This window comes from Caballeronia sp. dw_19 (assembly GCF_018449515.1).
Classification (GTDB): Bacteria; Pseudomonadota; Gammaproteobacteria; order Burkholderiales; family Burkholderiaceae; genus Caballeronia.
Genome location: NZ_JAAVUQ010000010.1, coordinates 1 through 26,668, shown reverse-complemented (window position 1 = coordinate 26,668; position 26,668 = coordinate 1). Strand labels below are relative to the sequence as shown.

Sequence of the window (26,668 nt, the reverse complement as noted above, 5' to 3'; positions counted from 1 at the left end):
CAACAAGTTGACGATGATCAGTCGACCGGGTTGATTGACGCCAGCGATTGATCTCGTGCCGCCGCCCGCGCTTCCTGCTGCGTCAAGCCTTCGATCTTCACCTTTCCGACACCCGCGCCACGCATGCCCAGTACCGCAGCGGCCGCATAGGAAAGGTCAATCACGCGGCCACGCGCGTACGGGCCGCGGTCGTTGATCTTGACGACCACTGTTTTCTGATTTGCCTCATTGGTCACACGAACCCACGAAGCAAGCGGCAATGTGCGATGCGCGGCCGTGAGCGCGTGCATGTCGTAGCGTTCGCCGCTCGCCGTCTTGCGACCGTGGAAACCACGGCCGTACCAGGAGGCGCGACCTTGCTGCTGGAAGTCGCTGACATCGGGTCCGGCAGTGATGGGCTCCGCGTTTGCAAGCGAGGAAGCGTCAGACGAATTGCTGGCTGACGACGGCAACGTGTTCAGCCGGGAGTCATAGGCGAGCGGTGCTGCGAGGCGCGCCGGACCTCGGCCCGAGTTCGCAGCGTTGTTTGCGGTGCTCAACTGCGAGCCGGTTTTCAGCGCACTGGCCTGATCGCTGGCGCTTGGCGGCATGGCGCAACCGGTGAGGATTGCGAAGACCAAAAGACTCCCGAGACGTCGGGTTAGTCGTACATTCATAGACGTGTATCAACGGTTAGAGCCGCCTCAACCATCCGGCAAAACGCGGACGTGCGTAGGCAGCTCAAGGCTTTCCGCGCAAAGGTACACACCGCTCGAAAAGTCGAACGGCGAGCCAGTGCTCGGGTGCGGCGTACCTCGCCACAAATGCCCGGTTAGTTTTCACGTCTGGCGCAACCTGTCCCCGGCAGCCTGACCAGACCCCACATGCCGCCATCGAACGTGGATCACACATTCTTGCGCGCTCAACTGCGCAGGAACGGCGGCGTAGGCCCCATCCAGCGTAACGGCAGCTAAGGCCGTTGGCAGGTGCATCGCACCTGGCTGGACAAGACGTGTACATCGGCCGAAACCGATGCTTGATTGCGATTTCGAAGCATCTCTGCTCCGAATTGCGTACTTGATGACAATTGTAAAAACGCGCTACTCGTGTTTCTTATTGCCCATTGATGGCATGCTCAAACCATGCACAAGTGGCCCGATTATACCTAAACACACTGACGAGCCGCCCGGAGATCAACAAAATGTTACTCATTTTCTCCGCTGGCGTAAAAATTGCGCCTCTCGCCTGTTTTTTGAGCACACCTAGACCGTTCGGCTAACGCCCGGCGCGCTACCGCAGCGCCGGTTTTCGCCCGTTACAATGGACGTTTTTACACGTCCCGGTTGCCTAGCCATGAAGGTCACCCTTATTCCAGTGACACCATTTCAGCAAAATTGTTCGATCGTTGTGTGCGAGACAACGGGCCGCGCAGTCGTCGTCGATCCAGGTGGCGAAGTCGAGCGGATCATCAGCGCAATCGGACAACTCGCAGTGAGCGTCGACAAGGTGCTGCTCACGCACGGGCATCTGGATCACTGCGGGGGAGCAAAGGCGCTCGCGGATCACTACGGCGTAGAGATCCATGGGCCGCACGCCGAAGACGCTTTCTGGATCGAACAGTTACCGGCTCAAAGCAAACGCTTCGGCTTCGGCTTCGGCTTCGGCGACGCGCAGGCTTTCACACCCGACCGTTGGCTGCAAGACGGCGACTCGGTTCAGTTTGGCGATGAAACCATGGAGGTCTATCACTGTCCCGGACATACACCGGGCCATGTGATCTTCTTCAGCCGCGTCAATCGCATGGCGTTGGTCGGCGACGTGCTGTTCGCGGGCTCGATCGGCCGTACCGATTTTCCGCGCGGCAACCACTCGGACCTTGTGCGCTCCGTGCAGGAAAAGCTTTGGCCACTAGGCGATGACGTCACGTTCGTACCGGGCCACGGTCCTACGTCCACGTTCGGCCATGAACGCCGCACCAACCCGTTTGTCGCCGACCGGATGACCGCATGAGCACCGCCATTCCTGAAATCTATGTCAGCACGGACGTCGAAGCCGATGGCCCCATCCCAGGGCCACATTCCATGCTGAGTTTTGCGTCGGCGGCCTACACGGAACACAAGGAGCTGATCGGCACGTTCTCAGCCAATCTCGAGACACTGGAAGGCGCGGCGCCTCACCCAATTCAGGCCGCCTGGTGGAAAACGCAGCCCGAGGCGTGGGCCGCCTGCCGGATTGACCTGCAGCAACCGCTCACTGCATTGCGCGCCTACGTGGAATGGGTCGAGGCATTGCCCGGCAAGCCAGTGTTCGTTGCGTATCCGGCGGGTTTCGACTTCACTTATATGTTCTGGTACATGATGCGTTTCGCTGAACGCTGCCCGTTCTCATGGTCGGCACTCGACATCAAGACGCTCGCATTCGCGTTGACCGATCTGCCATACCGGAAGGCGATCAAACCGCGTTTGCCGAAACACTGGTTCGACGAACTTCCGCACACTCACGTTGCGCTAGATGACGCCGTTGAACAAGGCGCCCTTTTCTGCAACATGCTGGCCGAATTGCGGACTCAACGGACGCTGCTGGCGTCGCTGAAAGCGGCTGGCGAAACGCCGGACGACACTGACATCGAAGGACAAAACGCGCAGTCTGGGCGTTGAGTTAGGCAATATTGCTCACGCCGGGCGTTTGACATTGCGCTTCCTTTCTGCCGCCTCTACTATTGGAGTTGGTAGCGACCGAAAGGAGGCGCAGTTGACTCTCGACACGTTTTCACAAAAAATCCTGCGACTTCTGCAACTGGACGCCCGCCGTTCGGTTCAGGAGATATCCGACCAGGTCGGGCTTTCGAGCACTCCGTGCTGGCGGCGTATCAAGGACATGGAGCAATCGGGCGTGATCCAGCGGTACACCGCATTGCTCGATCGCGAAAAGCTTGGCTTGCATGTCTGCGCGCTCGCTCATATTCATCTCACGCGCCACACAGAAGGCGGTGTCGAGCAATTCGAACGCGAGATCATCACGTGCCCGGAAGTCACCGAGTGCTACAGCACCACGGGCGAGGCCGATTACATCCTGAAGATTGTCGCGCCGGATATCAAGTCGTATGACGCTTTTCTCCATGACCGCATCTTCAAGATTCCTGCAGTCGCGCAAGTCCGGACCAGCGTGGTCCTGCGCGAAATCAAATTCGATACACAATTGCCACTTTGAAACAGCTTTCAATTGACTGAATGCCGACGCCCTAGTCAGGGCGTGAAAGGCCCGTCGATTCAGTAATGACACTGCCCGAGATGTTTCTTACCGGTCGCATAAAGCGAATCTCGCGTGCGCCGAGTTTTCGCTTGAGCGCGTCAAAATCGCCGGGTCCCAGAGTGGCCAGTTGATCGTCGCTTAAGTCAGCGGAAAACGTCACGTCGATATCGAATCCGCTGCTAAGATAATGCAGATTCAACGCGTTGTACGTGAGACCATGGGGCCCCAATACAGCGCTTATGGCATCACTGACAGCCGAACGCGTCGGCATTCTGCCCGGCAATGGGTTGATTTCGTCATTTTCCGGATCGACGTGAATCAATGCATCCACAATATAGGTATTCGTCAACAAGCGCGCTCGCGCCAATTCTGCAATGTAGTGACCCTCTGAAACTGAAATGAGGGGATCGACGAGAATATGCGCGTCGACAATGGCGAGATCGCCCATTTTCCGCGTCCGCAATTCATGCACGTCGCAAACACCCGGCGTGCTGCTCAACAGCATGCGTAACTTCTCGGTTTCGTCGTGATCCAGCGCGCGATCAGACAAATCCTGCAAAGCGTCCCATCCGAAAGTCCAACCCATTCGCGCGACCATAAAACCGACGATTGCGGCGGCGATAGGATCCAGCAAACGCCAGCCGGCCATACTCCCAATAATGCCGATAGCGACGACCAACGACGAGGCCGCGTCCGAACGAGCGTGCCACGCATTTGCGATCAGTAGTGCCGATCTCACGCGTTCGGCCGCGCGGAGCATATAGCGGAACAATAACTCCTTGGAAATCAGAACGATCACCGCGACAATCAGTGCACTTGCGTGAACCTCGGGGATGTCCTGAAGATTGGTAATACGTTCTCCTGCTCGCCATAACATCCCGACGCCGACAGCAATTAAAAGCGCACCGAGAAATAATGAAGCGACTGTTTCATAGCGGCTGTGGCCATAATTGTGATCGTCGTCAGGCGCAGCGGTGCTATGCCGATTGGCCAGGAGCACGATGAAGTCCGACACCAGGTCGGACAGTGAATGAATCCCGTCGGCAATCAGAGCCTGGGAATGCGCAAACACGCCGACGACAATCTGCGCCGCCATCAGCACAGAATTCACCGCGATACTCGAGAAGGTTGTTTTGCGGGCTACGTCCTGCTTTTCTGCGGCGCGCGCCGTTGATTGCGACATGTCATCACTCGAAGTCATCGTTCGACGAATTTTACCAAGCCGCGCTGCAGCATATTCGCTTAAAACGAGAAAACCTTATAAAAATCATCTATTTAAGTTACATATGACCTGTTCTCGGCCGTCACCTTGAATATCGTCGCAATACCGGGCCGGCGGTTATTTCAACCGCATCGGCTATCGACCGGCCGCCGCGCAGGCGAAAAAAAACCGCACCGTTTAATGGTGCGGTTTTTTCAAACAATCTACATCTCACTTCTGGATCAGGAAGTTGTCACGCTCTTGACCGGCAATCCACTTCGGCGGCTTGCCGCGGCCCGACCACGTGCTACCGCTGTCCGGGTCGCGATACTTCGGTGCAACGCCCGCACGCGGACGCGCGGCGTTTTTCAAATTCTTGCCGCCGCGGCCACCTGCCAATTCAGCAAGCGTGATCCCGTAGTCGGTCATTTTCTGCTTGATTTCATTGAGAACTTCGGCATATTCCCGCGACTTCGCTTCTTCAATTTGTCGTTCGAGATTTTCGCGCTGCGCGAGAAGTTCCTTGTAAGACGGCATGATCTTTTCCTTGTGGTTTGCAGTGTACGAGTCGTCGCCCGTTCCGGTTATAACGTTAAGCCTCTCAATGAATCGCAGATTAACACAACTAGGATTCTGCGCACGTTTCTACGCTGTCGATTTAAATCAGTTCAGCCGAACGGCTGTCCGTAACAATTTGTGATGTCTTGTAAAAGCTGCCGAAACCACGCATTCATCTTACTTACATCGTTAAATTAACCCACAAAGTCTTTCATGAAATGAAAATAACACGAAACATATCGGCTAAAACTTCCATCCCGTGCGAGCTTGCCCGAACATTCTCACGCCGTAACGCTATCTCGTAAATTGAGCGACATAAAGACACGCGTTGGGTGATCAGAAGTTCAGACAATCACCTATGCCGTTCAATACAATCGATCAATGCGGCATTGAGTTCTGCGCGAGTTTGTTTCGGTTTATCAAAGGTGAAACGATTGCGCGCTCCGGGAGTCCGCAGATCGCAACCATATTTGTCTATCCCCATTAGTTCGAGTTCCGCCGGTCGTGCGGGAGAATCGGCAAATAATTCCAGCAACCGAAGCTCATTCTGCTCGGATAACGGTTCGAGTGGATCAAGCGCCGTAGCATCCAGCCAACCCATTGCACCAAAGCCGCCTATATACCTCATGCGTTCGAGCGACATGATCCAGAACGTGAAGTCACCCAATTCAAGATAACGGGCAGCATCCGGGTGATATCTGAGATAACGGCGCGCCAGTTCATCGACCGATTCAGGCGGCGCCGGAGAAAACGAGCCGAGCATGGTAAGACGCTGTCCTTCGAGAATGGCATCGCTGGCCGTTTGGGTAATCAAAAAACCCGCGCGCGCGTCCACTTGCAGATTGCGCGTATGTTCAGCCAGATGGCTAATGAGCACCATTGGCACGTGACGGGAAGTCGGCGCGAACGGTAATGCGGTCGGATAAGGAAAACCGCGCGGCTCACGCGAGTGCGTGGCAAGCGTGCCGTGCGGCACTTGATGCAAGAGATGCAACGGAGCATGCGACGGGATATTCAAAGCGGGACCTCACGAGAGACTGACCAGCAACCATGCAAGCGAACTAAATAAGAGCAGCGAACGGCCTTTGCGATCTTAAAGCACTAAAACCAGGTCCGTCCGCAACCCGATAGAATTGAAAGCTTCGCCGGCCAACGAAAGGACCGGCCGTTGAAACAAGCAAGCAAAGAGAGCAATTCCTTGTCCGAATCTGTCTCAAGTGCCCGTGCCGTCGGGCACGACACCCCGAGCGCCGCGCATCGGCGGCTTCCCGTGGCAAAACGCGAGCGTGCGCGCTACGCGACCATGGCCGTGTTTTTCATCGCCGGGATGCTTTACGCCTCCTGGGGCGTGCACGTGCCCACGGTGCGCGACAAATTTCACCTGAGTCCCGGATCGCTGTCCATCGCGCTCCTGGCGGTTGCCGTCGGATCGATTGTCGCGATGCTCACCAACGGTCCGTGGATCACGCGCGTCGGCACTCGCCGCGCGTGCTTGGCCGGCGGTATCGGCATGACGATTTGCGGGGCGCTGATCCTGGCCGCACCGTTCTACTGGCTGCTGCTCGTGGTGCTGGCGCTGTTCGGCTTCAGCATGGCCACGCTCGATGTCGCGATGAACGCGGAAGCCAGCGCCGTTGAAGAAGCGCTCGAGCGGCCCATCATGTCGTCGCTGCACGGCATGTTCAGTGTCGGCGGGATGGCCGGTGCGGCCGCCGGCGGCGCGCTACTCGCGCACGGCATGCCGCCGGAGGCGCATCTCGCGCTGGCGTCGGTGGTTAGCGTGATCGTTCTGCTGGTGTCCATGCCCGCCGTGCTGCCCCACGTCCCTCACGCGGACGGTGTCCATGGCGGGTCGTCGTCGAATCGCTGGCGCTCAAGGGCCTTGTGGGCGCTCGGCGGCATGGCGTTGGTCGCGTTGATCGCTGAAGGGGCCATGTACGACTGGGCAACGGTCTACATGCGCGACGTTGTGCTCGCCACGCCCGCGTTGTCCAGCGCGGCCTACGCTGCCTTTACGGGCGGCATGGCGGCCGGACGTTTTGGCGGCGATGCGGTGCGTGCCCGCTTCGGCGCGCCTCAACTCATCTTTGCGAGCGCGGCGCTGGCGTTTATCGGCATGGTGGCGGCGCTGTTAGTGCCTGACGCGCTCGTCACGCTCGCAGGTTTCACGCTGATGGGGCTCGGACTCGCGAACATGATGCCGGTGCTGTCCGCCGCGGCGGCGCGTGTACAGGGCGTAAGCCCTGCTGAGGGGCTCGCGCAGGTCGCGGGGCTGGCTTACTTCGGCTTGCTGTTCGGGCCGGTGCTGATAGGCGGTGTAGCGCAGTTGAGCACGTTGCCGGTCGGGTTATCGGTGGTTGCGGCATGCGCAGCCCTGATCGCGCTCGTGGGACCGAGAATCATGAAGCAGTTGAAGCTGTGACCGGACAGCGCTGCGGTCGCCGGATTGCACACGCGAACCGGCCACGAGCGCCAATCATTCGATAAGCATTGGCCAGTATTAGCCAAATCGCCACGCAAAAAAAACGCGCCGACCGAAATCAGCGCGTTTTTCAACAATCAAATAAATCATCGAAGGCGGTCTTCGTCGAAACATCACGACGCCGACCACCCGCGGCAATTACATCTTGACCACGTCCAGCAGCGTCTTCTTGCCTGCCTTGTAGTCGTACAGCGAGATCACGCCGTGCTTCAGATCGCCCTTCGAGTCGAAGGTCGTTTCGCCGATCACACCCTTGTAATCCGTATTCGGCATAGCTGCCAGAATCTTCGCCGGATCGGTGGAGTTGGCGCGCTTCATAGCATCGACAATGATGTACACCGCGTCATACGTGAACGGAGCGTAGATCTGGATCGGCTGACCAAAACGCTTCTGGAACTTGGCTGCGAATTCCGCGCCGCCCGCCATCTTTTCGAGCGCCATACCGGCTTCCGAGCAGACGATATTGTCGGTTGCATCGCCAGCAAGGGTCGACAACTGGTCGGTACAAACACCGTCGCCCGCCAGAACGCGTGCGCGCAGGCCAAGTTGCTTGGCTTGCTTGGCGAACGGGCCGCCAGTGGCGTCCATGCCGCCGTACATGATCGCGTCAGGATTTTCGCCCTTGATCTTCGTCAAAATCGCGCGGAAGTCGACAGCCTTGTCGTTGGTCGCATCGTGCGACATCACGTTCATGCCGAGCGACTTGGCGGTCTTTTCGAACTCGTTCGCGAGACCTTGGCCGTAAGCGGTCGAGTCGTCGACAATCGCGACGCTCTTCAGCTTCAGGTCCTTGGACGCATAGTTAGCCAGTGCCGGACCTTGTTGTGCGTCGGTTGCCACAACGCGATACGTCGTCTTGAAGCCTTGTTGCGTGTACACCGGGTTCGTTGCCGACGGCGAAATCTGCACGATGCCAGCATCGCTGTAGATCTTCGAAGCCGGGATCGAGGTGCCCGAATTCAGGTGGCCAACCACGGCGACGACTTTATCGTCGACGAGTTTCTGCGCCACTTGAGTAGCCGTACGCGGGTCAGCCGCGTCGTCTTGTGCGTCGAGTTGAAGCGTGATCTTCTGGCCGCCGATCGTCAGACCCTTGGCATTGATTTCTTCAACTGCGAGGCGCGCGCCGTTTTCGTTGTCCTTGCCCAGGTGGGCAATACCGCCGGTCAACGGTGCAACGTGACCGATCTTGACGACTTCGTCGGCCGTAGCGGTTGTTGCCATCGAGGCGAACATTAGCGCTGCAGCGCTGATAGGCAACAGTTTGTGAAGCTTGGTGTTCATGTAAGTCTCCAGTTTCGGTCCCAAAAACAACGGTGTCGCCCTGTGCTCCGTCTCGTCACGTTTCGCTCAGCCCCGTGGACGACCACGCCGGATGCATCGTCATGCACTTGGCTCGTACTTCCGCAGGCCGTTTATGACGACCAGCATCCGCACTGCGCGCAAGTGTAGGGTTGTCAAATTAATTTGGGGAAGTTTTTTAAGCTAGTGGTGTGACTACTAATAAGAGAGGTGTTGAGAAGCTATTGAAAGTGTGCTGGTGCAGTGCGGAAAGGTCCTGTTCATGCGGTTCTTCAGCGGATTGGCACTTTCCGCCAAGTGCGCGTTCGCGGCATTCCAGAGGCAACGCTTTAGTTTTAGCCAGCCGGGCCGTTATTATCCGGTCCGCTTGTTTCAAGTCAATTGCGCGAGTTAAGAACTCGGTTAAGGACTCAGATAAGCGCTGGGGTTAGTACTCGGTTTAGCTATTAACTAGTCGCCGCTTTAAAGCCTCAGGCCGGGCTCCATGACGACCACGGAAAGTTGCAGAAACACCTCTGAAAACGCGCCGCCGCGTGCATTTCCTACAGCCGCTTTACAGCCCGCGCCCTTGCCGGCAAGGCGCATCGAATGGTGGCACACTCTTCGGTTGCGGTTCCGCCCCTATCGTCCCTTATCATTTCGCCCCACCCATTCAGGCATCAGCCAGGAGCTTCATCATGACCGTGACATCCCGCTGGATCGACATTCCTTCAAACGGCGACACCTTCCAGGGCTATCTCTCGTTGCCCAAAGGCGGCAAAGGCCCGGGCGTCGTCATCATCCAGGAAATATTCGGCGTGAACTCGCATATCCGCGCCGTGGCCGATCAATACGCGGCCGATGGTTACGTCGCGCTCGCACCGGACATCTTCTGGCGCGTCCAGCCGCGTGTGGAACTCGGCTATGACGGCGCGGACCGCGAGAAAGCAATGGAAATCTACGGCAAACTCGACGTGGCGCATGCAGTGGCCGATGTCACCGCCACCGCCGCCGCGCTGCGCGCATTGCCGGAAGTCACGGGCAAGGTCGCGGGTGTCGGTTATTGCCTCGGCGGCCGGCTGGCGTATTTGTCCGCCGCGCAAGGCGCGTTCGATATCGCCGTAGCCTACTACGGCGGTGGCATCCAGAACGAGCTCGACGAGGCCGACAAGATCAAGGTGCCGATGCAATTCCACTACGGCGCGCTCGATGCCCACATTCCGTCTGCCGCCGTCGACTCGGTCAAGCAGCGCTTCGCGGGCAAGGACGCTCAGGTCCACGTGTACCCGGGCGCCGATCACGGCTTCAATTGCACGGATCGCGCATCGTACAATCAGGCGGCGTCAGCACTGGCGCACGGTCGCACACTGACGTTCCTCGGCGAGCATTCCTGACTCGGCGCACAACGCCGCGGACTGCACGGTTGGCCGCCTGAGAAGACGGGATACAACCGCATCAAGTAGGGGGAGCCTTGCAGTCCAAGTATCTCGACTACGACGCGATCGGCCTGGCCGAGCTCGTGCGCAGCGGCCAGGTCAGCGCGCGGGAATTGATCGATACGGCAATCACGCGCGCCGAAGCCGTCAACCCGGCGCTCAACGCCATTGTCCTGAAGGACTATCAGGCGGCTCGCAACCGCGCGAGCCGTGGCGGACGCGACGGTTCCGGCACCTTGGGCCAAGGTCCGCTCGCGGGTGTTCCCTACCTCATCAAGGACCTGGGCGCGCCGGTCGCGGGTTTGCGCATGTCCATGGGCTGCCGCCATTTCCAGCATTTCACGCCCACTGAAGATTCGCTGATCGTCGCGCGCTCGAAGCAGGCCGGGCTCAACATTTTCGGCAAGACCAACACGCCTGAAATCGGCCAGATGCCGTATACCGAACCCGAGTTGTTCGGCCCGGCGCGCAACCCGTGGGGACTCGATTACACCACCGGCGGTTCCAGCGGAGGCGCCGCGGCGGCGGTCGCGGGCGGCGTCGTCCCGCTCGCGCACGCGGCGGATGGCGGCGGGTCGATCCGCATCCCGGCGTCGTGTTGCGGGCTGTTCGGCTACAAGCCATCCAACGATGTCCAGCCGCAACCGCTGCCCGCACCCGGCGATTTAGCGGTGGATCATGCCGTGTCGCGCAGTGTCCGCGATAGCGCCCTGCTACTCGATCTCACGTCGTCCGGGCAACCGGGCGCTTTCTTCCGGGCCGTCCGCGAGCCGTGTGGGCCGTTGCGCATCGGCTATATGGAAGAGCCGCAGCTTGCGGGGGCGTTATCGGCGGATGTAAAAGCCGCTCTCGACGATGCCGCCAGGCTTGCTGAATCACTGGGTCACCACGTAGAGCCGGCGTCTTTCGGGCTCGACTTCGGCGCCCTCGCTCATGCGTTCCTCGTGATGTGGTCGGTGCTGGCAGAACAGATTGTGCTGCACGCCGATCGCATCAGTGGTCAGAAGCCCAAACGCGCTGATTTCGAGATTGCGTCATGGACGATGGCGCATATCGGCCGGAGGATTGGCGAGCGCGATCTGCCTGCAGCGCTGGAAACTCAGCGTCAGTTCAAGGCGCAGATGGCTGCGTTGATGACACGATATGACGTGTTGTTGACGCCCACGCTCGCTGCCGCGCCGTTCAGAATCGGCGCCAAGCAGCCGACCCAATTCGAGCGTTTCCAGATGCAGGTGCTCTCGACGTTTCCGGTTGAAACGTTGTTGCGGCGGATGTTGTCGGTTTCTGCGAAGAAGGCGTTTGACTGGGCCGGTTGCACGGAGCTTTTCAACTTTACCGGTCAGCCGGCGATGTCCGTGCCGCTCTACTGGAACGCCCGCGGCATGCCGATCGGCGTGCAGTTCGCGGGGCGCATAAACGACGATGCCACGTTGTTCCGGCTGGCAATCCAGCTAGAGGCCGCGAGGCCGTGGTTCGCCCGCCGCCCGGCGTTGATGGCAGCGAGGTGAAGGATTGGCGGATTGGCGTCAGCTCAAGCGCACGAAAACCTAGCCTGAGCGCTTGGAAAAGCGGTAATGCGCGACGCCCCATTCGTTGCCGCCGGCGTACCCGAACAACTCGGCCACCGCCATATAAAACATGCGCCAGCGCTGAAACCAGATGCCGGCGTTAGCCGCGCCGTAAGTCTGGATCATCAGCGGCATCAATTCGCTGCGCGCCGCGTCCAGATTCGCCAGCCAGTGATTGGCCGTCTTTTCATAATGCGCGCCGCTCACCCACCATTGACGGTCGACGGTGAGATCGTCCTGGAAATGCAGCAGCAGCGCCTCCGACGGCATCGTCCCGCCCGTGAAAAAGTACGTCGACATCCAGTCGCCGCCGTCTTTCACCTCGAAGTGATACGCCAGCGTGCGATGCGCGAACACATGCACAAAAAGCTTGCCGTCCTCGCCCATCCAGCCTGAGATCTTGTTCAGCAACAGCCGATAGTTCTTCATATGCTCGAACATCTCGATCGACAGCACGCGGTCGAATCCATCGCCGAACAACGCCGGATCGAATTGATAATCGACGATATTCCCCGTCACCACGCTCAGATTGGTTATGCCACGCGCAGCCGCCTCGCTCTCGATAAACTCGCGCTGCCCCCGCGAATTCGATAACGCCACGATCTGCGAGCGCGGATAATTTTCCGCCAACCACAACGAGAGCGAACCCCAGCCGCAACCGAGATCGAGGATGCGCTGGCCGTCGGTGAGTTGCGCGCGGACCGCATATTCCTCAAGCATGGCCTGCTCGGCCTGATCGAGCGTTTCCGTTCCCGTCCGATACAAGCAGCACGAATACTTCAGGTGCTCGCCCAAATGCCCCTGGAAAAACGCCGCCGGCACCTCGTAGTGCTGCGTGTTCGCGGCTTGCGTTTCGATCGCGATCGGGCTTGCCCGCAGTTCATCGACCAGGCGATTAAAGCGCTTCGAACGCGCTTCGCCATCGTCAATACCTTCATCGCGCAGGCGCTGTTTCATCAACCGGCGCATCCCGAAGCGCACGAGCGAATCCGGAAGCCGGCCGCGCTCGCACCAGTCGATCAGCCAGCTTTGCGTCGGCACTTCTTCTTGTGGTTTTTCTTGTGGTTCTGACATAACCGCTCGCGATGGCAGATCGCTCATGTGGAAACTCCCCGCTATTATTATTTAAGGATGACGCGGCGGCCATGGAATCAATGCACTGGTTGTGCGCATATAGTCGGCATATCCCGCGCGCTTTTTAGCCGATTCCGCTTCAATCATGGGTACGCCCGAGACTTTCATCAGCAGCCACGCCATCAGCACGGGCGGCAACAGCATGGCGAAAATCCACACGCCAACGCCGATTGCGAGTGGGATATACGCGACCCAATGCACGCACTCGAAGAAGTAGTTCGGGTGCCGTGAATAACGCCACAAGCCCGCGCGGCAGACGTTACCGTGATTCGACGGGTCCGCTTTGAACACGCGCAACTGATGATCGGCGAACGCTTCGCCCACAATCGAGATCAGCCAGATCACCGTCGCCAGCGCAACCCATGCAGCGCCCGGCGGCGTTGCGCGATAGGCCGGTACGAAAAACGCGAGCGACAGCAGCATCGAAATCACGACTTGCATCTGGAAGAACCAGAACATTTTCTTGTTCGCGTCGGCGCCCCATTGCTCGCGGAACGTGTGATAGCGGGGATCTTCCGCGTGACCGGCATTGCGCTTCCACAGATGCAGACCAAGCCGAATACCCCAGACGAACCCGCCCATTCCAACGACGACCCGCGTAGGCGAATCGCCCTCGGCGAGTATTGCGACCAGCACCGCGACCACGCCGAGCGACATCGCCCAGATGGGATCGACCATCCCCGCATTCTTCGATTTAATTTGCCACACCCAAACCGCCGTGAAAACAACGATAAGCGCGATAAAAACGATAACGGCAACGGTGAGCGGCGGCATGAAGTCCTCGATGTCGATTTTTTGTTCAATGAATATCGGTGGCATCGACTGGAGAGCGATTGCAACTAAGACTCGGACTACGACTTATAGGCTACTTACGCACGTTATCCTCCGGCGGATGCGCCGACACAAGGTAGCCAAGCGATAAGTGGAAGCAAAGCAAGCGTCGACGTTCAGAACGAACGCGAGCATAAGATATTCCCGACGATAAAACGGAAGCGCAGGAACGGTGCGTCTTTCGACGCCCTGTTCCCGGTCAACCAAGCGTGGAAGTTAAAGACTCAAAGCCGAAGCCTTGGCTCAACTTTACTCGCCGCGCCAATCGGTCCGTCGGACTGCTAAACCAGCGCAGGCAATCCTTCCACCAGCAAAAACGCAAGCAGCACGCCGAGCAGCGCGCCGAACACGCGTAGTGTGTTTTTCCGGAATTGCGTGGCGCACGGTACAGCGCCTAGGAAAAGAATGCCAGCGAGCGCCATCGGGATAATCAGGATGAAGTCGCCGATCGTGAAGTAGGTGTTCATACTCGTCTCCCATCGTTCGTGCTCAGCGTCCACCTGGCTGCGTGAGACGTCGCACTGTCGATTTGAGTATAGGCCGTTGTTTAGGCTTTATTTGTGCCGCTTTCCGCAAACGTTGGCGAAGATCAACGAAACGCCTTATGGGGCGAGGCTTTCCGGACAGATGTTTTAAGCGGATGCGGAAAAACCCTCACGCACGAATACTTTCAATTAACTTTCATTACATTCGCGCGTGCATCTAAGCGATCAAGCGTTTATGTGCTGTTCTTGCCGGCGCAAATATTCCGCCCCGCCCAAACCGATGAATAGGAGAACGAATACGAAGCCACTTACGCCCGGCCAGCCGGCGATAGTCCAGAAGTGGCCGCCCCATGAACCCAGCACGCTGGAGCCGATGTAATACGCGAGCAGATAGAGCGCGGCTGCCTGACCTTTCGGGCCTTTCGCCAACCAGCCGATCCACCCGCTTGCGACCGAATGACCGGCGAAAAACCCGAACGTCATGCATGCAATACCGGCAATCACCACGGGCAGCGAACTCGACAATGTCAGCGCCACGCCAAAGATCATCAACAGCAGCGCGGCAATCAGGACGCGGCCACGGCCAAATATATCGGCCATTTTTCCGGACCAGGGTGATGCCACCACGCCCGTCAGATACACCACGAAGATTGCGCCAATTTCCGTCTGGCTCAGGTTGAACGGCGCCGCAATCAATCGATACCCAACGTAGTTATAAAGCGTCACGAAGCTGCCCATGAGCACGAAGCCCATCAGGATCACGCAACGCAAGCCGCGGTTTTTCAGATGCCCGGCCAGCGCCGTCCGATGATGGCGAAATCCCATTCCGGCGCGTGGCACGAAACGTCGCGACGGCGGCAGGAGCGCACGAAACGCCAGCGTGGCGAGCAGCCCAAGCACCCCGATTCCGCCGATAGCCACGCGCCACGAGAAAAAGTCCGCGAGAATCCCGCTGATCACTCGCCCGGCCATTCCGCCGATTGCCGTGCCGCCTACGTAGAGTCCCATCGCGAGGCCGAGGCCGTCGGGATGCACTTCCTCCGCGAGATACGCCATGGCGACGGCCGGCACGCCGCCGAGCGCGAGACCTTCGAGCGCACGCACGAACAACAGCGCGTGCCAGCTCGGCAAGAACGCCACGATGATCGTCAGCAACGACGAAGCCGTCAGCGACAGCGTCATCAACCGGTGCCGGCTCCAGCCCTCTGAAACAAAGCCGGCGATGAAAATCGCCACGGCGAGTGAAGCCGTCGTCACCGATACCGACAGCGCACTTTCCGCCGGACTCACGCCGAACGTTTTGGTGAACTCAGGGAGGAGCGGCTGCACACAGTAAAGCAGCGAGAAGGTGGCGTAGCCTGCAAACAGCAAGGCAATCGCCGCGTGCCAGTAAGCACGCGATCCACGTTCGAGATAGGGCAAGGGATCGGGGGAAAGCGAGGAGGGCGAAGCTGACCGGGACGGCGCCGGCGATGAAGTCACAAGTGGATCTCCGGTGGCGAAGGGCATAACAATACCGTGATCGTCAGGGTTTTGCCGGAGACCGCGCCGAGCGCTTTCAATCGACTTTCGAAAAGCGGCTGGAATGCGAATACGTTGTTTCCACGCGATGCAAGTTTTCGACCCACGCGAATTGATGCGCTAAAGTAGAACATCGTTTCAGCCGAAATCATCGGAACACGACTGCAATTTGCAGGCATTCGAGGAATTTACGCGCGGCACTTCAGTTTCGTGCACAGGGCCTCACGCGCCTGTGCTTCATGCAGAACCGGCCGGCACGCGCACTGTTTTGCCGGCACACCTCGGGGAGTCATCATGCAAATCGGTTCAATCGTTCGCTCCGTCCATATTGCGGTGCCACAAGGCGCACGCGGGATTGTCATGCGGATTCTCGGCGACATGGCCATGGTCGCCTGGTACGCGGATGAACCCGGTACGTCGGAGCTGCTAAACACGGAACCGTTCTTCCTCGAAGACCTGATCGATACCGGCGAACTCGTTCGTCCGAACAACGCGCTCATGCATTGAGGAATTAGCGCGTTTCAGAACGTTGTTTCGCCGTAACCGCGCATCGCTGATGCTTCCCCCCGCGATGCGCGTCACAATGCAGGGATGAACTCGAACCATTCCAATGCATCGCGCGCGTCCGGAGACAATCTGTCTCTCTCCGGCGACGACGCTAATCTCCCGCCTCCGCCTTTCGCCGATCTCACGCCCGAGCGTGTGCTCGATGCGCTCGACAGCGTCCTGATGCCGCTTGGCGAACGCACCGACGGCGGCATGCTCGCGCTCAACAGCTACGAAAATCGTGTGTATCAGGTTGGCATGGAAGACGGGCCGCCGATGGTCGCGAAGTTCTACCGGCCATTGCGCTGGTCCGACGACGCCATTCTCGAAGAGCACGCTTTCGTTTCGACGCTTTACGAACGCGAGATTCCGGCGGTACCGGCACGCGTGTTGAATGGCGCGTCGCTGCATACCTTCGAGGGTTTCCGGTTCTCCATCTTTGAACGGCGCGGCGGGCGTGCGCCGGATATCGACCGGCCGGAGACGCTGGAATGGCTTGGGAGGTTTATCGGCCGGATTCACGCAGTCGGGCAGATCAAGCCGTACGTGGAACGGCCAGCGCTTGATATCCAGACCTTTGGATACGAACCGCGCGAGTTTTTGCTGACACACGGATTTGTGCCGAAGGACGTACGGGAAGCGTATGAGACCGTGGTGAAGATGGCGCTGGAAGGTGTCGAGCGATGCTACGAGCGAGCCGGCGATGTCAAAAGCATCCGGTTGCACGGGGATTGTCATCCAAGCAACGTATTGTGGACTGATGCCGGTCCGCATTTTGTCGATTTCGACGATAGCCGCATGGCGCCCGCTATCCAGGATTTGTGGTTGCTGCTGCCGGGCGACCGCCCGGAGGCATCGCGTGCGCTGGGTGATTTGCTGGCCGGGTACGAGGATTTCTGCGATTTCGAGCCACGCGAGCTGCATCTGGTCGAAGCGTTGCGCACGTTGCGGCTGATTCATTACGCGGCGTGGCTGGCACGTCGATGGAACGATCCCGCGTTTCCCGCCGCGTTTCCGTGGTTCAACACGCAGCGGTATTGGGAAGACCGGATTCTTGAGTTGCGCGAACAGGTCGGCGCGATGGAAGAAGGGCCGCTCTGGCCTGTTTGACGGGCGTTCGGCGATCGTTCGTTCGCCGATGGCTGTTCACCGCAGCCGGCGCGCCCCTCCTGCGCCGGCCGCGTAATGGGACTTAATGGGACTATTGAAGATTTTTAACGTCCGTGTAATGATAACAATTCTCATTTGAAATGCTTGACTCCGCCGATGCGCTTGTTGGTCGCTCGTTGGCGCCTTGTTGGCCGTATCGGTGAGAAATCCATCCGCAGCATCCCCTTATTCGCTATGTCCTCTGGAGAGACGCGTGAACGCGCCTGAAACTTTTGAACCCGCGTCCAACGTGACCACGATGCCGTACGCGCCGCACGGCCGCCGCCTTATCGACGACGCTGAACAGTTCGCTCGGAAACAACGCTCGCGCCGCGCAACCTTCATCAAATGGCTACGCAAGGTTCATGGCTGGGTCGGTTTGTGGGGCGCCGTTCTGGGGTTGTTGTTCGGGACGACGGGTTTTCTGCTGAATCATCGCGCCGGTCCGCTGAAGATTTCGAGCGGAGAACCGCAAGTTTCTCAAATGCAAATGGCCGTGCCCGCGAAGGGCCTCAAGTCGCCGATGGAACTCGGCAAGTGGCTCAAGCAGGAACTCAAGCTCGACGGCAATATCGGCCGGCCGAAACGTGAAGCGGCGCATCCGGTTGGCTGGGGCGATCAGAAGACCATGCAGCCGGAGTTGTGGACGGTGGCGGTGGCGTCGCCAGGCGGGTCGGTATCGGCGGAATACTGGGTGGGGAACGGGTTTGTATCGGTGAAGAAGAGCGAGAACAGTTTTCTCGCGACCATGAGCAATCTGCACAAAGGCGTGGGATTGAGCGTGGGCTGGGTGCTGCTGATCGATACGCTTGCCGGCAGCATTATTCTGCTGTCGCTGACGGGCGTGTTGCTGTGGACCGAGTTGAATAAACGCAAGACGGTGGGCGCGGTGATTGTGATGGCGTCGATTGTCGCGATGGTTTGTCTGGGGTTGATGTGAGGGCTTCGGTCCTCAATTGCGCTGGTGCTTGAATGTGGAACCCCGCGAAAACGCGGGGTTTTTTGGGTTTTGGGGATCTGGATTCTTTTAGTTCTTCCTCGACCGCTTCGCTAAGTCGGTGATGGAGTGCGGTGATTTGGCGCGCGAATGCTTGGAGTGGTTGGCGAATTGATCGAAAGAAGTGAGAAGTCGAGTAATGCCAATCGGGCGATGGAGCAGTCGTATGAGCGGCGCAATGAGAATGATTGCTCTATACAACTAACGACTCCCGCTTTCGTCCTCGACGATTTTTTACCTATTGCTTAGAACAGTCGCGAGGTCGTCAGTTAATATCGCGGCGAATGGTGGCAATCGCCCGTACGTTCATGGCAGCAACGTTGTGTCGGTGTCCGCGAACCGTAAGCGACCAGGGTTTTGCGGGCAGGTTCGCAGAAAGTAGCGTTGCGTTGATTTTGTTGCATTTTTTGGGGTGCGGAAAGCACCGCCCTTTCAGGGTAAGAACCACGAGTTAGATGGGATGGAGTCGCGCTCTCATGGGCGCGTGGATTGAAACGTTGCGCGCATGGTCTGCGCCTAGACCTATGTTCTTGTCGCGCCTTCACCGGCGCGCGGATTGAAACTTTTATAGTGATGAGAAGCTGCGCGGCGGTGAAAGAGTCGTGCCTTCACGGGCGCGTGGGTTGAAACAACCGGGAAAAGGAAGTCATCGCCGGGCGTAACGTCGCGCCTTCACGGGCGCGTGGATTGAAACGCCTGCCGGATTTTTGACCGGCGTATCCAGCACAGTCGCGCCATCACGGCGCGTGGATTGAAACGAGGGAGTTGCCATCTACAACTTGCTGCGTCAGTACGTCGCGCCTTCACCGGCGCGTGGATTGAGATTTTGTAGGTCGGTCTACGCTGGCATCGAAAAGAGGTGGCTCCGTCACAAGCGCGCGAATCGCAACAATTATTACATTTCAAACCGAATTTTAAGATGACGCTGATATTAAGCTCCCTCGAATACGGGCTGATCAGCGACATAGCGGCAACCTAAGCCGCTCGATTTCAATCGATCGCGACGCCCACTAATAATCTCAAAGGCGGCGCTCGTGACTCGAGTTTTCCACGCACACTCAACGCCAAATCCGGACGAAAGCGGCCGGCAGACACTCTCGGATCACCTCAACGCAGCGGGTCAACTCGCAGCGCAGTCCGCGAAACACTTCGGCGCATCCAAACTCGCAAAAACTGCCGGAAAATTCCGCGATATTGCTAAGTACACCGATTCATACCCAAAGCGCATTCGTGGCGGACCGCGCGTGGGCCACGCAACGTGGGGCGCGAAGATCGCCCGCGACCAGTATGGACCGCTTGGAAGCGTAATGGCTTATACCGCTGCCGAGCCGAAATATGGCACGCAATTCATGCAACTTATTGCCATGAATCTACACAGCGACCGACATGGTTTGCAGCTTGGCGAGTCCGCGCTTCTCGACGCGGCCAGACTCATTTACTAAACCTATTTTCAGATCGGTTTAATCAGCCCGATGTGGAGGAGCGAGCAACAGCAGAAACCGATCACGTATCTCATCGCGACATAAAGGAGACAACCGTGGCATACGGAATACGTTTGCATGTCCAGGGTGAGCGTGCATTGTTCACGCGCCCCGAGATGAAGGTTGAGCGCGTGTCCTACGACGTCATCACGCCGTCCGCCGCGCGCGGCATCGTGGAAGCCATTCACTGGAAGCCGGCCATCCGTTGGGTCATCGACCGTATTCAGGTGCTCAACGAGATTCGCTTCGACACCATTCGTCGAAACGAAGTCGCAAGCAAGATCCCGGCATCGAGCGCGCGATCAGCCATGAAAAAGGGCAAGCTGGAGGGTCTCGTCAATTACGTTGATGAGGATCGTCAGCAACGCGCGGCGTCCATTCTCAAAGACGTAGCGTACGTGATCGAAGCGCATTTCGAACTTACCGATAAAGCCGACGAAGGAGACTCAATCGGTAAGCACCTGGACATCTTTAACCGTCGCGCGCGCAAAGGTCAGTGTTTTCAAACGCCGTGCTTAGGCGTGCGCGAATTTCCCGCCGATTTCACTTTGCTGGAAGACGACGCCCCAGCCCGCGAGCCGCATCAATCGCTTATGGCGGAGAAAGATCTCGGCTGGATGCTTCACGACATCGACTTCAAGAATGGCATGGCGCCTCACTTCTTCAGGGCGTCGATAAAGGACGGATGGATCGACGTTCCGCCATTGCCGTTCGTGGAGCATTCGACATGATCTTCACATCACTGGTCGAGTATTACGAACGGCTCGCCGCACAAGGCAAGGTACCCGCATTCGGATCGACGCAGGAAAAGATCGGCTACTCGATCCTGTTGAATCGCGAAGGCGAAGTGCAGGACGTCATCAATCTCAGCGATCCCGCCGACAATAAATCGAAGTGGACAATGCTCACGGTTCCGGCGTCGTTTAAACGGTCGGGTATCGCGCCGCCACCGTTTTTCCTGTGGGACAAGACGGCTTTCGTGCTTGGGGTCGATCAAAAAGCGGGGGCTGATACCCCGACGCTAAATGCACGATCATGGGCAGTTTTCAAGGCCCTCCACCTTGATCGTCTGGCCGGGGCAACCGACGAAGGGCTTGTCGCGTTACGCAAGTTCATAGAGGCGTGGATTCCAGAAAACTGGCAAGGGTGCGAACACATTGCCAAACACGCCCCGGCTATTTTCAGCGCGAACGTCGTTTTCCGGCTTGATGGTGAACCCGGCTATATCCACGAGCGTCCCGCGGCTCAGGAACTGGTCAAGCACTACAGCGCGGCCGATGAAACGACCCTCGGCTTGTGTCTCGTCAGCGGTGAAACGCGTCCGATCGCCCGTCTTCATCCGGCCATTAAAGGCGTGTGGGGAGCGCAAACATCGGGGGCATCGATTGTCTCTTTCAACCTCGAGGCCTTCGACTCATACGGCAAGGATCGCGGCGCGAACGCACCGGTTTCCGTGCATGCGGCCTTCGCTTACACAACAGTGCTTAACCACTTGTTGCTGCGCGATCCGCATCATCGTCAATGCGTGCAGATTGGGGATGCAAGTGTGGTGTTCTGGGCCGAAGCCAAGGATCAGCAACAGCGGGAAACAGCGGAAAACCTGTTCCTCAGTGAGCTGGAACCGCCGTCCAGCGACTCCGCCGAATCCGCCAAGCTCAAGCATGCGCTTGATGCGGTATTGGAGGGACGTGCGCTGCACGACATCGATCCGAATCTCGATCCTGCCTCGAAAATATTCGTGCTTGGGTTGTCACCGAATGCGTCTCGGCTTTCGGTGCGCTATTGGTTCAGCGAAAACCTTGGCGTATTCACGAAACGACTCGCGCAGCACTACAACGATCTGGCCATCGAACCCACGCCGTGGAGAACAACGCCAGCCGCGTGGCGCTTGCTGTCCGCTATAGCGGCACGGGAGAAGACCGAAAACGTTCCGCAGCAACTAGCGGGATCCTTGATGCGCGCGGTCCTCAGCGGCGGGCGTTATCCGCGCACTTTGTTGAGCGCCGCGATCATGCGCATGCGCGCAGATGGAGATATTTCCGGACTGCGCGTGGCGTTGTGCAAAGCCGTTCTGGCACGCGACCAGCGTCTCGGCAATGGCGATATTCAAGAGGAGGTACCTGTGAGTCTCGATAGAAGCAACACCATGCCGGGTTATTTACTCGGGCGGTTGTTCTCGGTGCTGGAAGGCATTCAGGAAGCCGCGCTGCACTCTGCCAGCGCGAGCATCAAGGATCGTTATTACGGGTCCGCTTCTGCCATGCCCGCAGCCGTATTTCCGATCCTCATGCGTGGCGCGCAAAACCACTTATCCAAGGCGATGAAAGATCCGAAGGGAAAAGGACTCGCGATATCGCTGGAAAAAGAAGTGCAACAAATTATCGATGGTCTTGGCTGTGAATTTCCAAAGACGCTTCGACTAGAAGACCAGGGCCGCTTTGCTATCGGCTACTACCACCAGCGCAACGAACGTTTCCGTTCGAAGGCTGGCAAAGGCGACGCTGCAGAAATCATCACCGACGATATCCTGGAGACAAGCGTATGACCATCCTCGCCAACCGCTACGAATTCGTTTATCTGTTCGATGTCACCAACGGCAATCCGAATGGCGATCCCGATGCGGGAAACCTGCCGCGTCTCGATCCCGAAACCAATCTCGGCCTTGTCACCGATGTCTGCCTGAAACGAAAGATTCGCAATTACGTGACGCTGGAGAAGGATAACGAGGCCGGTCACGCCATCTATATGCAGGAAAAGGCCGTGCTCAATCTTCAGCACAAACTGGGTTATGCGGCGCTCAATCTCGTCCCGGTGGACAAGAAACTGCCCAAGGATGTCAAGGACGCGGAAGCGCTCACCAAATGGATGTGCACGAACTTCTTCGATATCAGGGCTTTCGGCGCAGTCATGAGCACGGGCGTCAACTGCGGGCAAGTGCGCGGCCCCATTCAACTGGCGTTCGCCAAATCGATAGAACCCATTGTGCCGATGGAGATCTCCATCACCCGCATGGCCGTCACAACCGAAAAGGACGCGGAGAACGCTGACCGCACGATGGGTCGCAAGCACATCGTGCCCTACGGTTTATATCGGGTACATGGCTTCATATCGGCGAAGCTCGCGGAACGCACCGGGTTCACTGAAGACGATCTCGAACTGGTATGGCGCTCGCTGATCAACATGTTCGAACACGATCGCTCCGCAGCCCGTGGCGAAATGGCTGCGCGCAAGCTGATCGTGTTCAAACACGAAAATTCGGTGGGCAACGCGCCGGCGCATACCCTTTTCGATGCGGTAAAGGTCGAGCGCATAAAAGAAGGCGCTGATCTGCCAGCCCGGTATTTTTCCGATTATGTCGTGTCGATTGACAAAGCGAAGATTGCGAGCGGTGTTGAAGTCATCGAGCGAATTTGAGTCGATGACTCGCATGCTCGAGCACGGCGAGACCAAGGAGGCGGTCGACTTTAATGCGCCGATGCAAACGGCGAATTTATACTGCGAAAACGGCACGTTATAAGCGATAGCGTCGCGCTCTTCACGGGCGCGTGGGTTGAAACGACTTGGGATTGCGTCCGGCGGGATGTTGCGCCACCGGTCACGCTCTTCACGAGCGCGCGGGTTGAAACATGGTTGCCTCACAAGTCAATCGGTATGCAACAAGTCGCGCTCTTCATGGGCGTGTGGGTTGAAACGCTCCATGAGATCGTATCAACGAAGCGGGACCGGAGGTCGCGCTCTCCACGGTCGCATAAATTGAAACATCCGAAGGGTTTGCTCCAGTCGATCAGCCGTGTCCGACCCGCGCATAGCTTGAACAACTAACCAGCGACAAATCACGGCGTGTGATTCCCGCAACCTCGTCGCGAGTATAAAGTCTAAAAATTCACCACCTCCTCCCGCCCTGTAACATCACGACATTCAATCCACATAGATCTCTCAGATCGAAAATTTGTTTTAACATTCCTAACGATATCGCTTCCTCAGCTTTGAGCGCGAACTCAATCATCCTCATACGGACACCCCCATGCCCTCTCACCATGTACTGATCTGCCTGCCTACCTACAGCGAAGAGGTCCATGTCAATTTCGCCTTCTCGCTGCTCGATCTGACGCGCGCGTTAACGGATTCCGGTTCGAGCTACGAAACGTTGCACGTTGCGTCGTCGCAGATCATTCGAGCGCGTAACTTCTTCGCCAATTATTTCCTGAATCATCCTGAATTCACGCATCTCCTTTTCCTCGATACCGACATGAAGTTCCCGGCCAACGCAGTCATGAGACTCCTGGCCGCGAACAAAATCGTTTCAGGCGTCGCGTATCCGTTCAGGAGAATGGGGCTGGACGGCGCTATATCAGCCGCTGACGTGGGCTTGACCGTACGTCAGTATCTAGAGAAATACGCCGACTACACCGTCAGCCCACTGACGAAGGCAGATGGAAGTGTGAGTTTCACGAATGGATTCATTGAAGCCGAGCACGTTGGAACGGGCGTTTTTCTAGCGCAACGTGAAGCGTTTGAGGCAACAAAACCGTTCACGGAATGCTACGCGCCGCCACAACAATATGCGTCGATGGTAACCAACGGTGAGTTCTACGGATTTTTTGAAACGGTCGAAGAGAACGGGGTCTATCAGGGAGAAGACATCTCGTTTTGCCGACGAGTCCGTCAGGCCGGCTTATCGGTCTGGGCGCTCATCGACGAGACAGTCGTGCATTACGGAATGTCGGAAGTATCGGGACAATGGCTCCAGGCCATGAAGTTTCGCGGCAATATACTCTGATCGTTTCGAACGCCGCGCTTCAATGCCTTGAGCTGTTTCAAGCGCGGCGTCGTCTACGAGTATTCAATCCCGGAAATGCCGCAAATCTCACCCGTCCCTTCAAGTTCCCGCGCCGCCTTCGCGCCCTCCACCTGCAAAATAGTCGGCAACGAAACGCCATTTTTCGCCGCCGTCACCTCGGCAAGAATAGACACAGCAATCTCCGGCGGCGTCCTGCTGCCGATATAAATCCCCACCGGCCCATGCAGGCGCGACAACTCGACATCGGAGAGATCGAACTCCTTCAGCCGTTCCCTGCGCGCCGCGTTGTTCTTCCGCGATCCCAACGCGCCGACATAAAACGCCGGCGTCTTCAACGCTTCCATCAACGCCAGATCGTCCAGCTTCGGATCATGCGTCAGCGCAATCACCGCGCAACGCTCGTCGAGTTTCATTTCCGTCACGGTATCGTCGGGCATGGTCCGCACGATCTTCGTCCCCGGCACATCCCACTCGTCGGTGTACTCCTCGCGCGGATCGCAGACAGTCACGTGATAATCCAGCCCGACCGCGATACTGCACAAATACCGCGACAACTGTCCCGCGCCGATCACGAGCATCCGGTACCGCGGCCCGTGAATGGTCGCGAGCGTGGTTTCATCGAACGTAAGACCGTCCGTTGTGTGCGATGGCTCCAATTTCACCACGCCATTTGTCATGTCGAGCGTGCGCGTCACCAGCCGCCCGGCGAGAACGGCCTCGCACAATTCAGCAATACCGCTCGCCATCGACAACGGTTCAAGCACCAGTTGAATCGTCCCGCCGCAAGGCAGCCCGAACCGATGCGCTTCTTCCGCCGAAATTCCGTATTTCACGCTCTCGGGTTTCGTCTGCTCAATGCCGCGCTGCCTGACGCGATCGATCAAATCGTCTTCAATGCACCCGCCCGACACCGATCCCATCACCGCGCCGTCATCGCGCACGGCGAGCATCGCGCCTTCGGGCCGGGGCGACGAGCCCCACGTTTTAACCACCGTCACCAGCAACACGCGATGCCCACGTTCGAGCCATCGCGCGCTGTTTCTCAGGACTTCGAGATCCACGCTGTCCATGATCTTTTCCCCTCCTTCCCTTCACCTGCGCCGTCGGCCGCCGCCGCATGGACTCACCCTCAGGCTCGTCACTCTGCGTCAACTGCGCGCTGAAGCGCTTGAAAAATTCCCCGGCGATCTTTCTGGCTGCGCCATCCATCAGCCGCGAGCCGATCTGCGCGAGCTTGCCGCCCACTTGTGCATGCGCCGTGTAAGAAACATCGTTGAATCGACATTGTCACCCAGTTCCGGATTGACGTTCGCCCGTCCCTTGCCGAAACCAGCCGTTCCGCCTTGCCTCTCGAACACGATGGTGTACGTGTACGGCGCGTCGATGCCCACCAAATTCGCGCGCCCTTTGAATTTCGCTTTCACGGGGTCCGGCCGACGCCGTCATTACGACCGCATATGCGTTTTCGCCATCGGCTTCCATGCGTTCGCAACCGGAATGCACGCGCGCAAGATTTCGGTATCGTTCAGCGCTTTCCACGAAACATTGTGCGCCACAGGCAGATTATGCGTTTCGGTCAGTTCGACGGCGTGTCTCCTGCTGATTTCCGGTCCGCATGACGCGTCGTCGTCGCCAACTCCCGGCCGGCAGCGTTCAGGCTACCGAGGTTGTCAGCCGCAAGCGTCGCATCGACATGCGGCAGGATCGCCCGCACGCGGGGACCGTGTTCGTGAAAGCCGCTCTCACCTCGGCGTAAATCGCGAGCGTGGCGTATTGGCTGGCTGGCTGGCTGGCTGGCTGGCTGGCTGGCTGGCTGGCTGGCGAGCGGCGTGGCGTGGCCTGGCGTAAAGGATGATGAAGGTGGTCGCTATTGGGCTAAAGGCGGGTGGTGACAGAGCATTGCGGGCGGCGAGTCTCGCGGAAAGACGGTCGTAAAAACGCCGCCTCGATGGGCGGCGTAAGGCTA

Annotated in this window: 24 protein-coding genes and 1 pseudogene; 14 read left to right on the top strand and 11 right to left on the bottom strand. The window is 58.2% G+C overall.

Annotation, left to right across the window (positions count from 1 at the left end; all coding sequences use genetic code 11):
- Positions 1–17 precede the first annotated feature (17 nt).
- On the bottom strand, positions 18–656 hold the full coding sequence (locus HB376_RS15880; protein ID WP_213764625.1) for a septal ring lytic transglycosylase RlpA family protein: 639 nt from the start codon (positions 654–656) through the stop codon (positions 18–20).
- A gap of 676 nt (positions 657–1,332) precedes the next feature.
- Here HB376_RS15880 and HB376_RS15875 point away from each other — a divergent pair.
- From HB376_RS15875 to HB376_RS15865, 3 genes are all read left to right on the top strand, one after another.
- Positions 1,333–1,989: an MBL fold metallo-hydrolase gene (locus tag HB376_RS15875; RefSeq protein WP_213764624.1), complete on the top strand. Its 657-nt coding sequence runs from the start codon at positions 1,333–1,335 to the stop codon at positions 1,987–1,989.
- Entirely contained in the window at positions 1,986–2,636 is a 651-nt protein-coding gene (locus tag HB376_RS15870) for an exonuclease (RefSeq protein ID WP_213764623.1), read from the top strand. Before HB376_RS15875 ends, HB376_RS15870 begins: the two co-directional genes overlap by 4 nt.
- A 94-nt stretch (positions 2,637–2,730) precedes the next feature.
- Positions 2,731–3,189 carry an Lrp/AsnC family transcriptional regulator gene (locus HB376_RS15865; protein WP_062168666.1) on the top strand — a complete coding sequence of 153 codons (459 nt, stop codon included), beginning with the start codon at positions 2,731–2,733 and terminating at the stop codon, positions 3,187–3,189.
- Between the two features lie 31 nt (positions 3,190–3,220).
- Here the strand turns inward: HB376_RS15865 and HB376_RS15860 are convergent, their stop codons facing one another.
- From HB376_RS15860 to HB376_RS15850, 3 genes are all read right to left on the bottom strand, one after another.
- Positions 3,221–4,414: a cation diffusion facilitator family transporter gene (locus HB376_RS15860; protein WP_213764622.1), complete on the bottom strand. Its 1,194-nt coding sequence runs from the start codon at positions 4,412–4,414 to the stop codon at positions 3,221–3,223.
- Positions 4,415–4,663: 249 nt separating this feature from the next.
- Positions 4,664–4,969, bottom strand: coding sequence for an H-NS histone family protein (locus HB376_RS15855; protein ID WP_060817484.1), 306 nt, complete (start codon positions 4,967–4,969; stop codon positions 4,664–4,666).
- 373 nt (positions 4,970–5,342) lie between these two features.
- Positions 5,343–6,008 (bottom strand): pyridoxamine 5'-phosphate oxidase family protein, encoded by a 666-nt coding sequence (locus HB376_RS15850; protein WP_213764621.1) that lies wholly within the window; start codon positions 6,006–6,008, stop codon positions 5,343–5,345.
- Positions 6,009–6,188: 180 nt separating this feature from the next.
- On the opposite strand from HB376_RS15850, the gene HB376_RS15845 reads away from it, so the two are divergent.
- Positions 6,189–7,412, top strand: coding sequence for an MFS transporter (locus HB376_RS15845; RefSeq protein WP_255631377.1), 1,224 nt, complete (start codon positions 6,189–6,191; stop codon positions 7,410–7,412).
- A gap of 198 nt (positions 7,413–7,610) precedes the next feature.
- On the opposite strand, the gene HB376_RS15840 is transcribed toward HB376_RS15845, so the two are convergent.
- Positions 7,611–8,756 carry a branched-chain amino acid ABC transporter substrate-binding protein gene (locus HB376_RS15840; RefSeq protein ID WP_213764620.1) on the bottom strand — a complete coding sequence of 382 codons (1,146 nt, stop codon included), beginning with the start codon at positions 8,754–8,756 and terminating at the stop codon, positions 7,611–7,613.
- Between the two features lie 695 nt (positions 8,757–9,451).
- Between HB376_RS15840 and HB376_RS15835 the strand changes: the two genes are divergently transcribed.
- On the top strand, positions 9,452–10,147 hold the full coding sequence (locus tag HB376_RS15835) for a dienelactone hydrolase family protein (RefSeq protein WP_213764619.1): 696 nt from the start codon (positions 9,452–9,454) through the stop codon (positions 10,145–10,147).
- Positions 10,148–10,224: 77 nt separating this feature from the next.
- Positions 10,225–11,697, top strand: a complete 1,473-nt coding sequence (locus HB376_RS15830; protein WP_213764618.1) for an amidase family protein — start codon at positions 10,225–10,227, stop codon at positions 11,695–11,697.
- Between the two features lie 39 nt (positions 11,698–11,736).
- Here HB376_RS15830 and HB376_RS15825 read toward each other — a convergent pair whose 3' ends face one another.
- From HB376_RS15825 to HB376_RS15810, 4 genes are all read right to left on the bottom strand, one after another.
- Complete coding sequence (locus HB376_RS15825; RefSeq protein ID WP_213764617.1) at positions 11,737–12,831, bottom strand: class I SAM-dependent methyltransferase; 1,095 nt, start codon at positions 12,829–12,831, stop codon at positions 11,737–11,739.
- 51 nt (positions 12,832–12,882) lie between these two features.
- Positions 12,883–13,665 carry a DUF1295 domain-containing protein gene (locus tag HB376_RS15820; RefSeq protein WP_213764800.1) on the bottom strand — a complete coding sequence of 261 codons (783 nt, stop codon included), beginning with the start codon at positions 13,663–13,665 and terminating at the stop codon, positions 12,883–12,885.
- 338 nt (positions 13,666–14,003) lie between these two features.
- On the bottom strand, positions 14,004–14,189 hold the full coding sequence (locus HB376_RS15815; protein ID WP_213764616.1) for a hypothetical protein: 186 nt from the start codon (positions 14,187–14,189) through the stop codon (positions 14,004–14,006).
- 243 nt (positions 14,190–14,432) lie between these two features.
- Positions 14,433–15,689, bottom strand: coding sequence for an MFS transporter (locus tag HB376_RS15810; RefSeq protein ID WP_346730503.1), 1,257 nt, complete (start codon positions 15,687–15,689; stop codon positions 14,433–14,435).
- A 333-nt stretch (positions 15,690–16,022) separates the two neighbouring features.
- On the opposite strand from HB376_RS15810, the gene HB376_RS15805 reads away from it, so the two are divergent.
- The 8 genes from HB376_RS15805 (at position 16,023) to HB376_RS15770 (ending at position 24,681) form a co-directional block, all read left to right on the top strand.
- Entirely contained in the window at positions 16,023–16,235 is a 213-nt protein-coding gene (locus HB376_RS15805; protein ID WP_213764614.1) for a hypothetical protein, read from the top strand.
- 84 nt (positions 16,236–16,319) lie between these two features.
- Positions 16,320–17,384, top strand: coding sequence for a serine/threonine protein kinase (locus HB376_RS15800; protein WP_213764613.1), 1,065 nt, complete (start codon positions 16,320–16,322; stop codon positions 17,382–17,384).
- Between the two features lie 253 nt (positions 17,385–17,637).
- A complete protein-coding gene (locus HB376_RS15795) occupies positions 17,638–18,363 on the top strand; it encodes a PepSY-associated TM helix domain-containing protein (RefSeq protein WP_213764612.1) in 726 nt (241 codons plus the stop codon).
- Positions 18,364–19,454: 1,091 nt separating this feature from the next.
- On the top strand, positions 19,455–19,862 hold the full coding sequence (locus HB376_RS15790) for a hypothetical protein (RefSeq protein WP_213764611.1): 408 nt from the start codon (positions 19,455–19,457) through the stop codon (positions 19,860–19,862).
- A gap of 95 nt (positions 19,863–19,957) precedes the next feature.
- On the top strand, positions 19,958–20,632 hold the full coding sequence (cas5c, locus tag HB376_RS15785) for a type I-C CRISPR-associated protein Cas5c (protein WP_213764610.1): 675 nt from the start codon (positions 19,958–19,960) through the stop codon (positions 20,630–20,632).
- The gene (gene cas8c, locus HB376_RS15780) at positions 20,629–22,446 is read left to right on the top strand and encodes a type I-C CRISPR-associated protein Cas8c/Csd1 (protein ID WP_213764609.1); all 1,818 of its coding nucleotides are present in this window, start codon (positions 20,629–20,631) and stop codon (positions 22,444–22,446) included. Before cas5c ends, cas8c begins: the two co-directional genes overlap by 4 nt.
- Entirely contained in the window at positions 22,443–23,315 is an 873-nt protein-coding gene (gene cas7c, locus HB376_RS15775) for a type I-C CRISPR-associated protein Cas7/Csd2 (RefSeq protein WP_213764608.1), read from the top strand. The genes cas8c and cas7c overlap by 4 nt, the downstream gene beginning before the upstream one ends.
- A 610-nt stretch (positions 23,316–23,925) precedes the next feature.
- Positions 23,926–24,681 (top strand): hypothetical protein, encoded by a 756-nt coding sequence (locus HB376_RS15770; RefSeq protein WP_213764607.1) that lies wholly within the window; start codon positions 23,926–23,928, stop codon positions 24,679–24,681.
- Positions 24,682–24,734: 53 nt separating this feature from the next.
- Here the strand turns inward: HB376_RS15770 and HB376_RS15765 are convergent, their stop codons facing one another.
- Together HB376_RS15765 and HB376_RS15760 are read right to left on the bottom strand one after the other, a co-directional pair.
- A complete protein-coding gene (locus HB376_RS15765; protein WP_213764606.1) occupies positions 24,735–25,772 on the bottom strand; it encodes an XdhC family protein in 1,038 nt (345 codons plus the stop codon).
- Positions 25,745–26,306, bottom strand: a pseudogene (locus HB376_RS15760) (carbon monoxide dehydrogenase subunit G). The gene HB376_RS15765 and the pseudogene HB376_RS15760 overlap by 28 nt, the downstream one beginning before the upstream one ends.
- Positions 26,307–26,668: the final 362 nt, after the last annotated feature.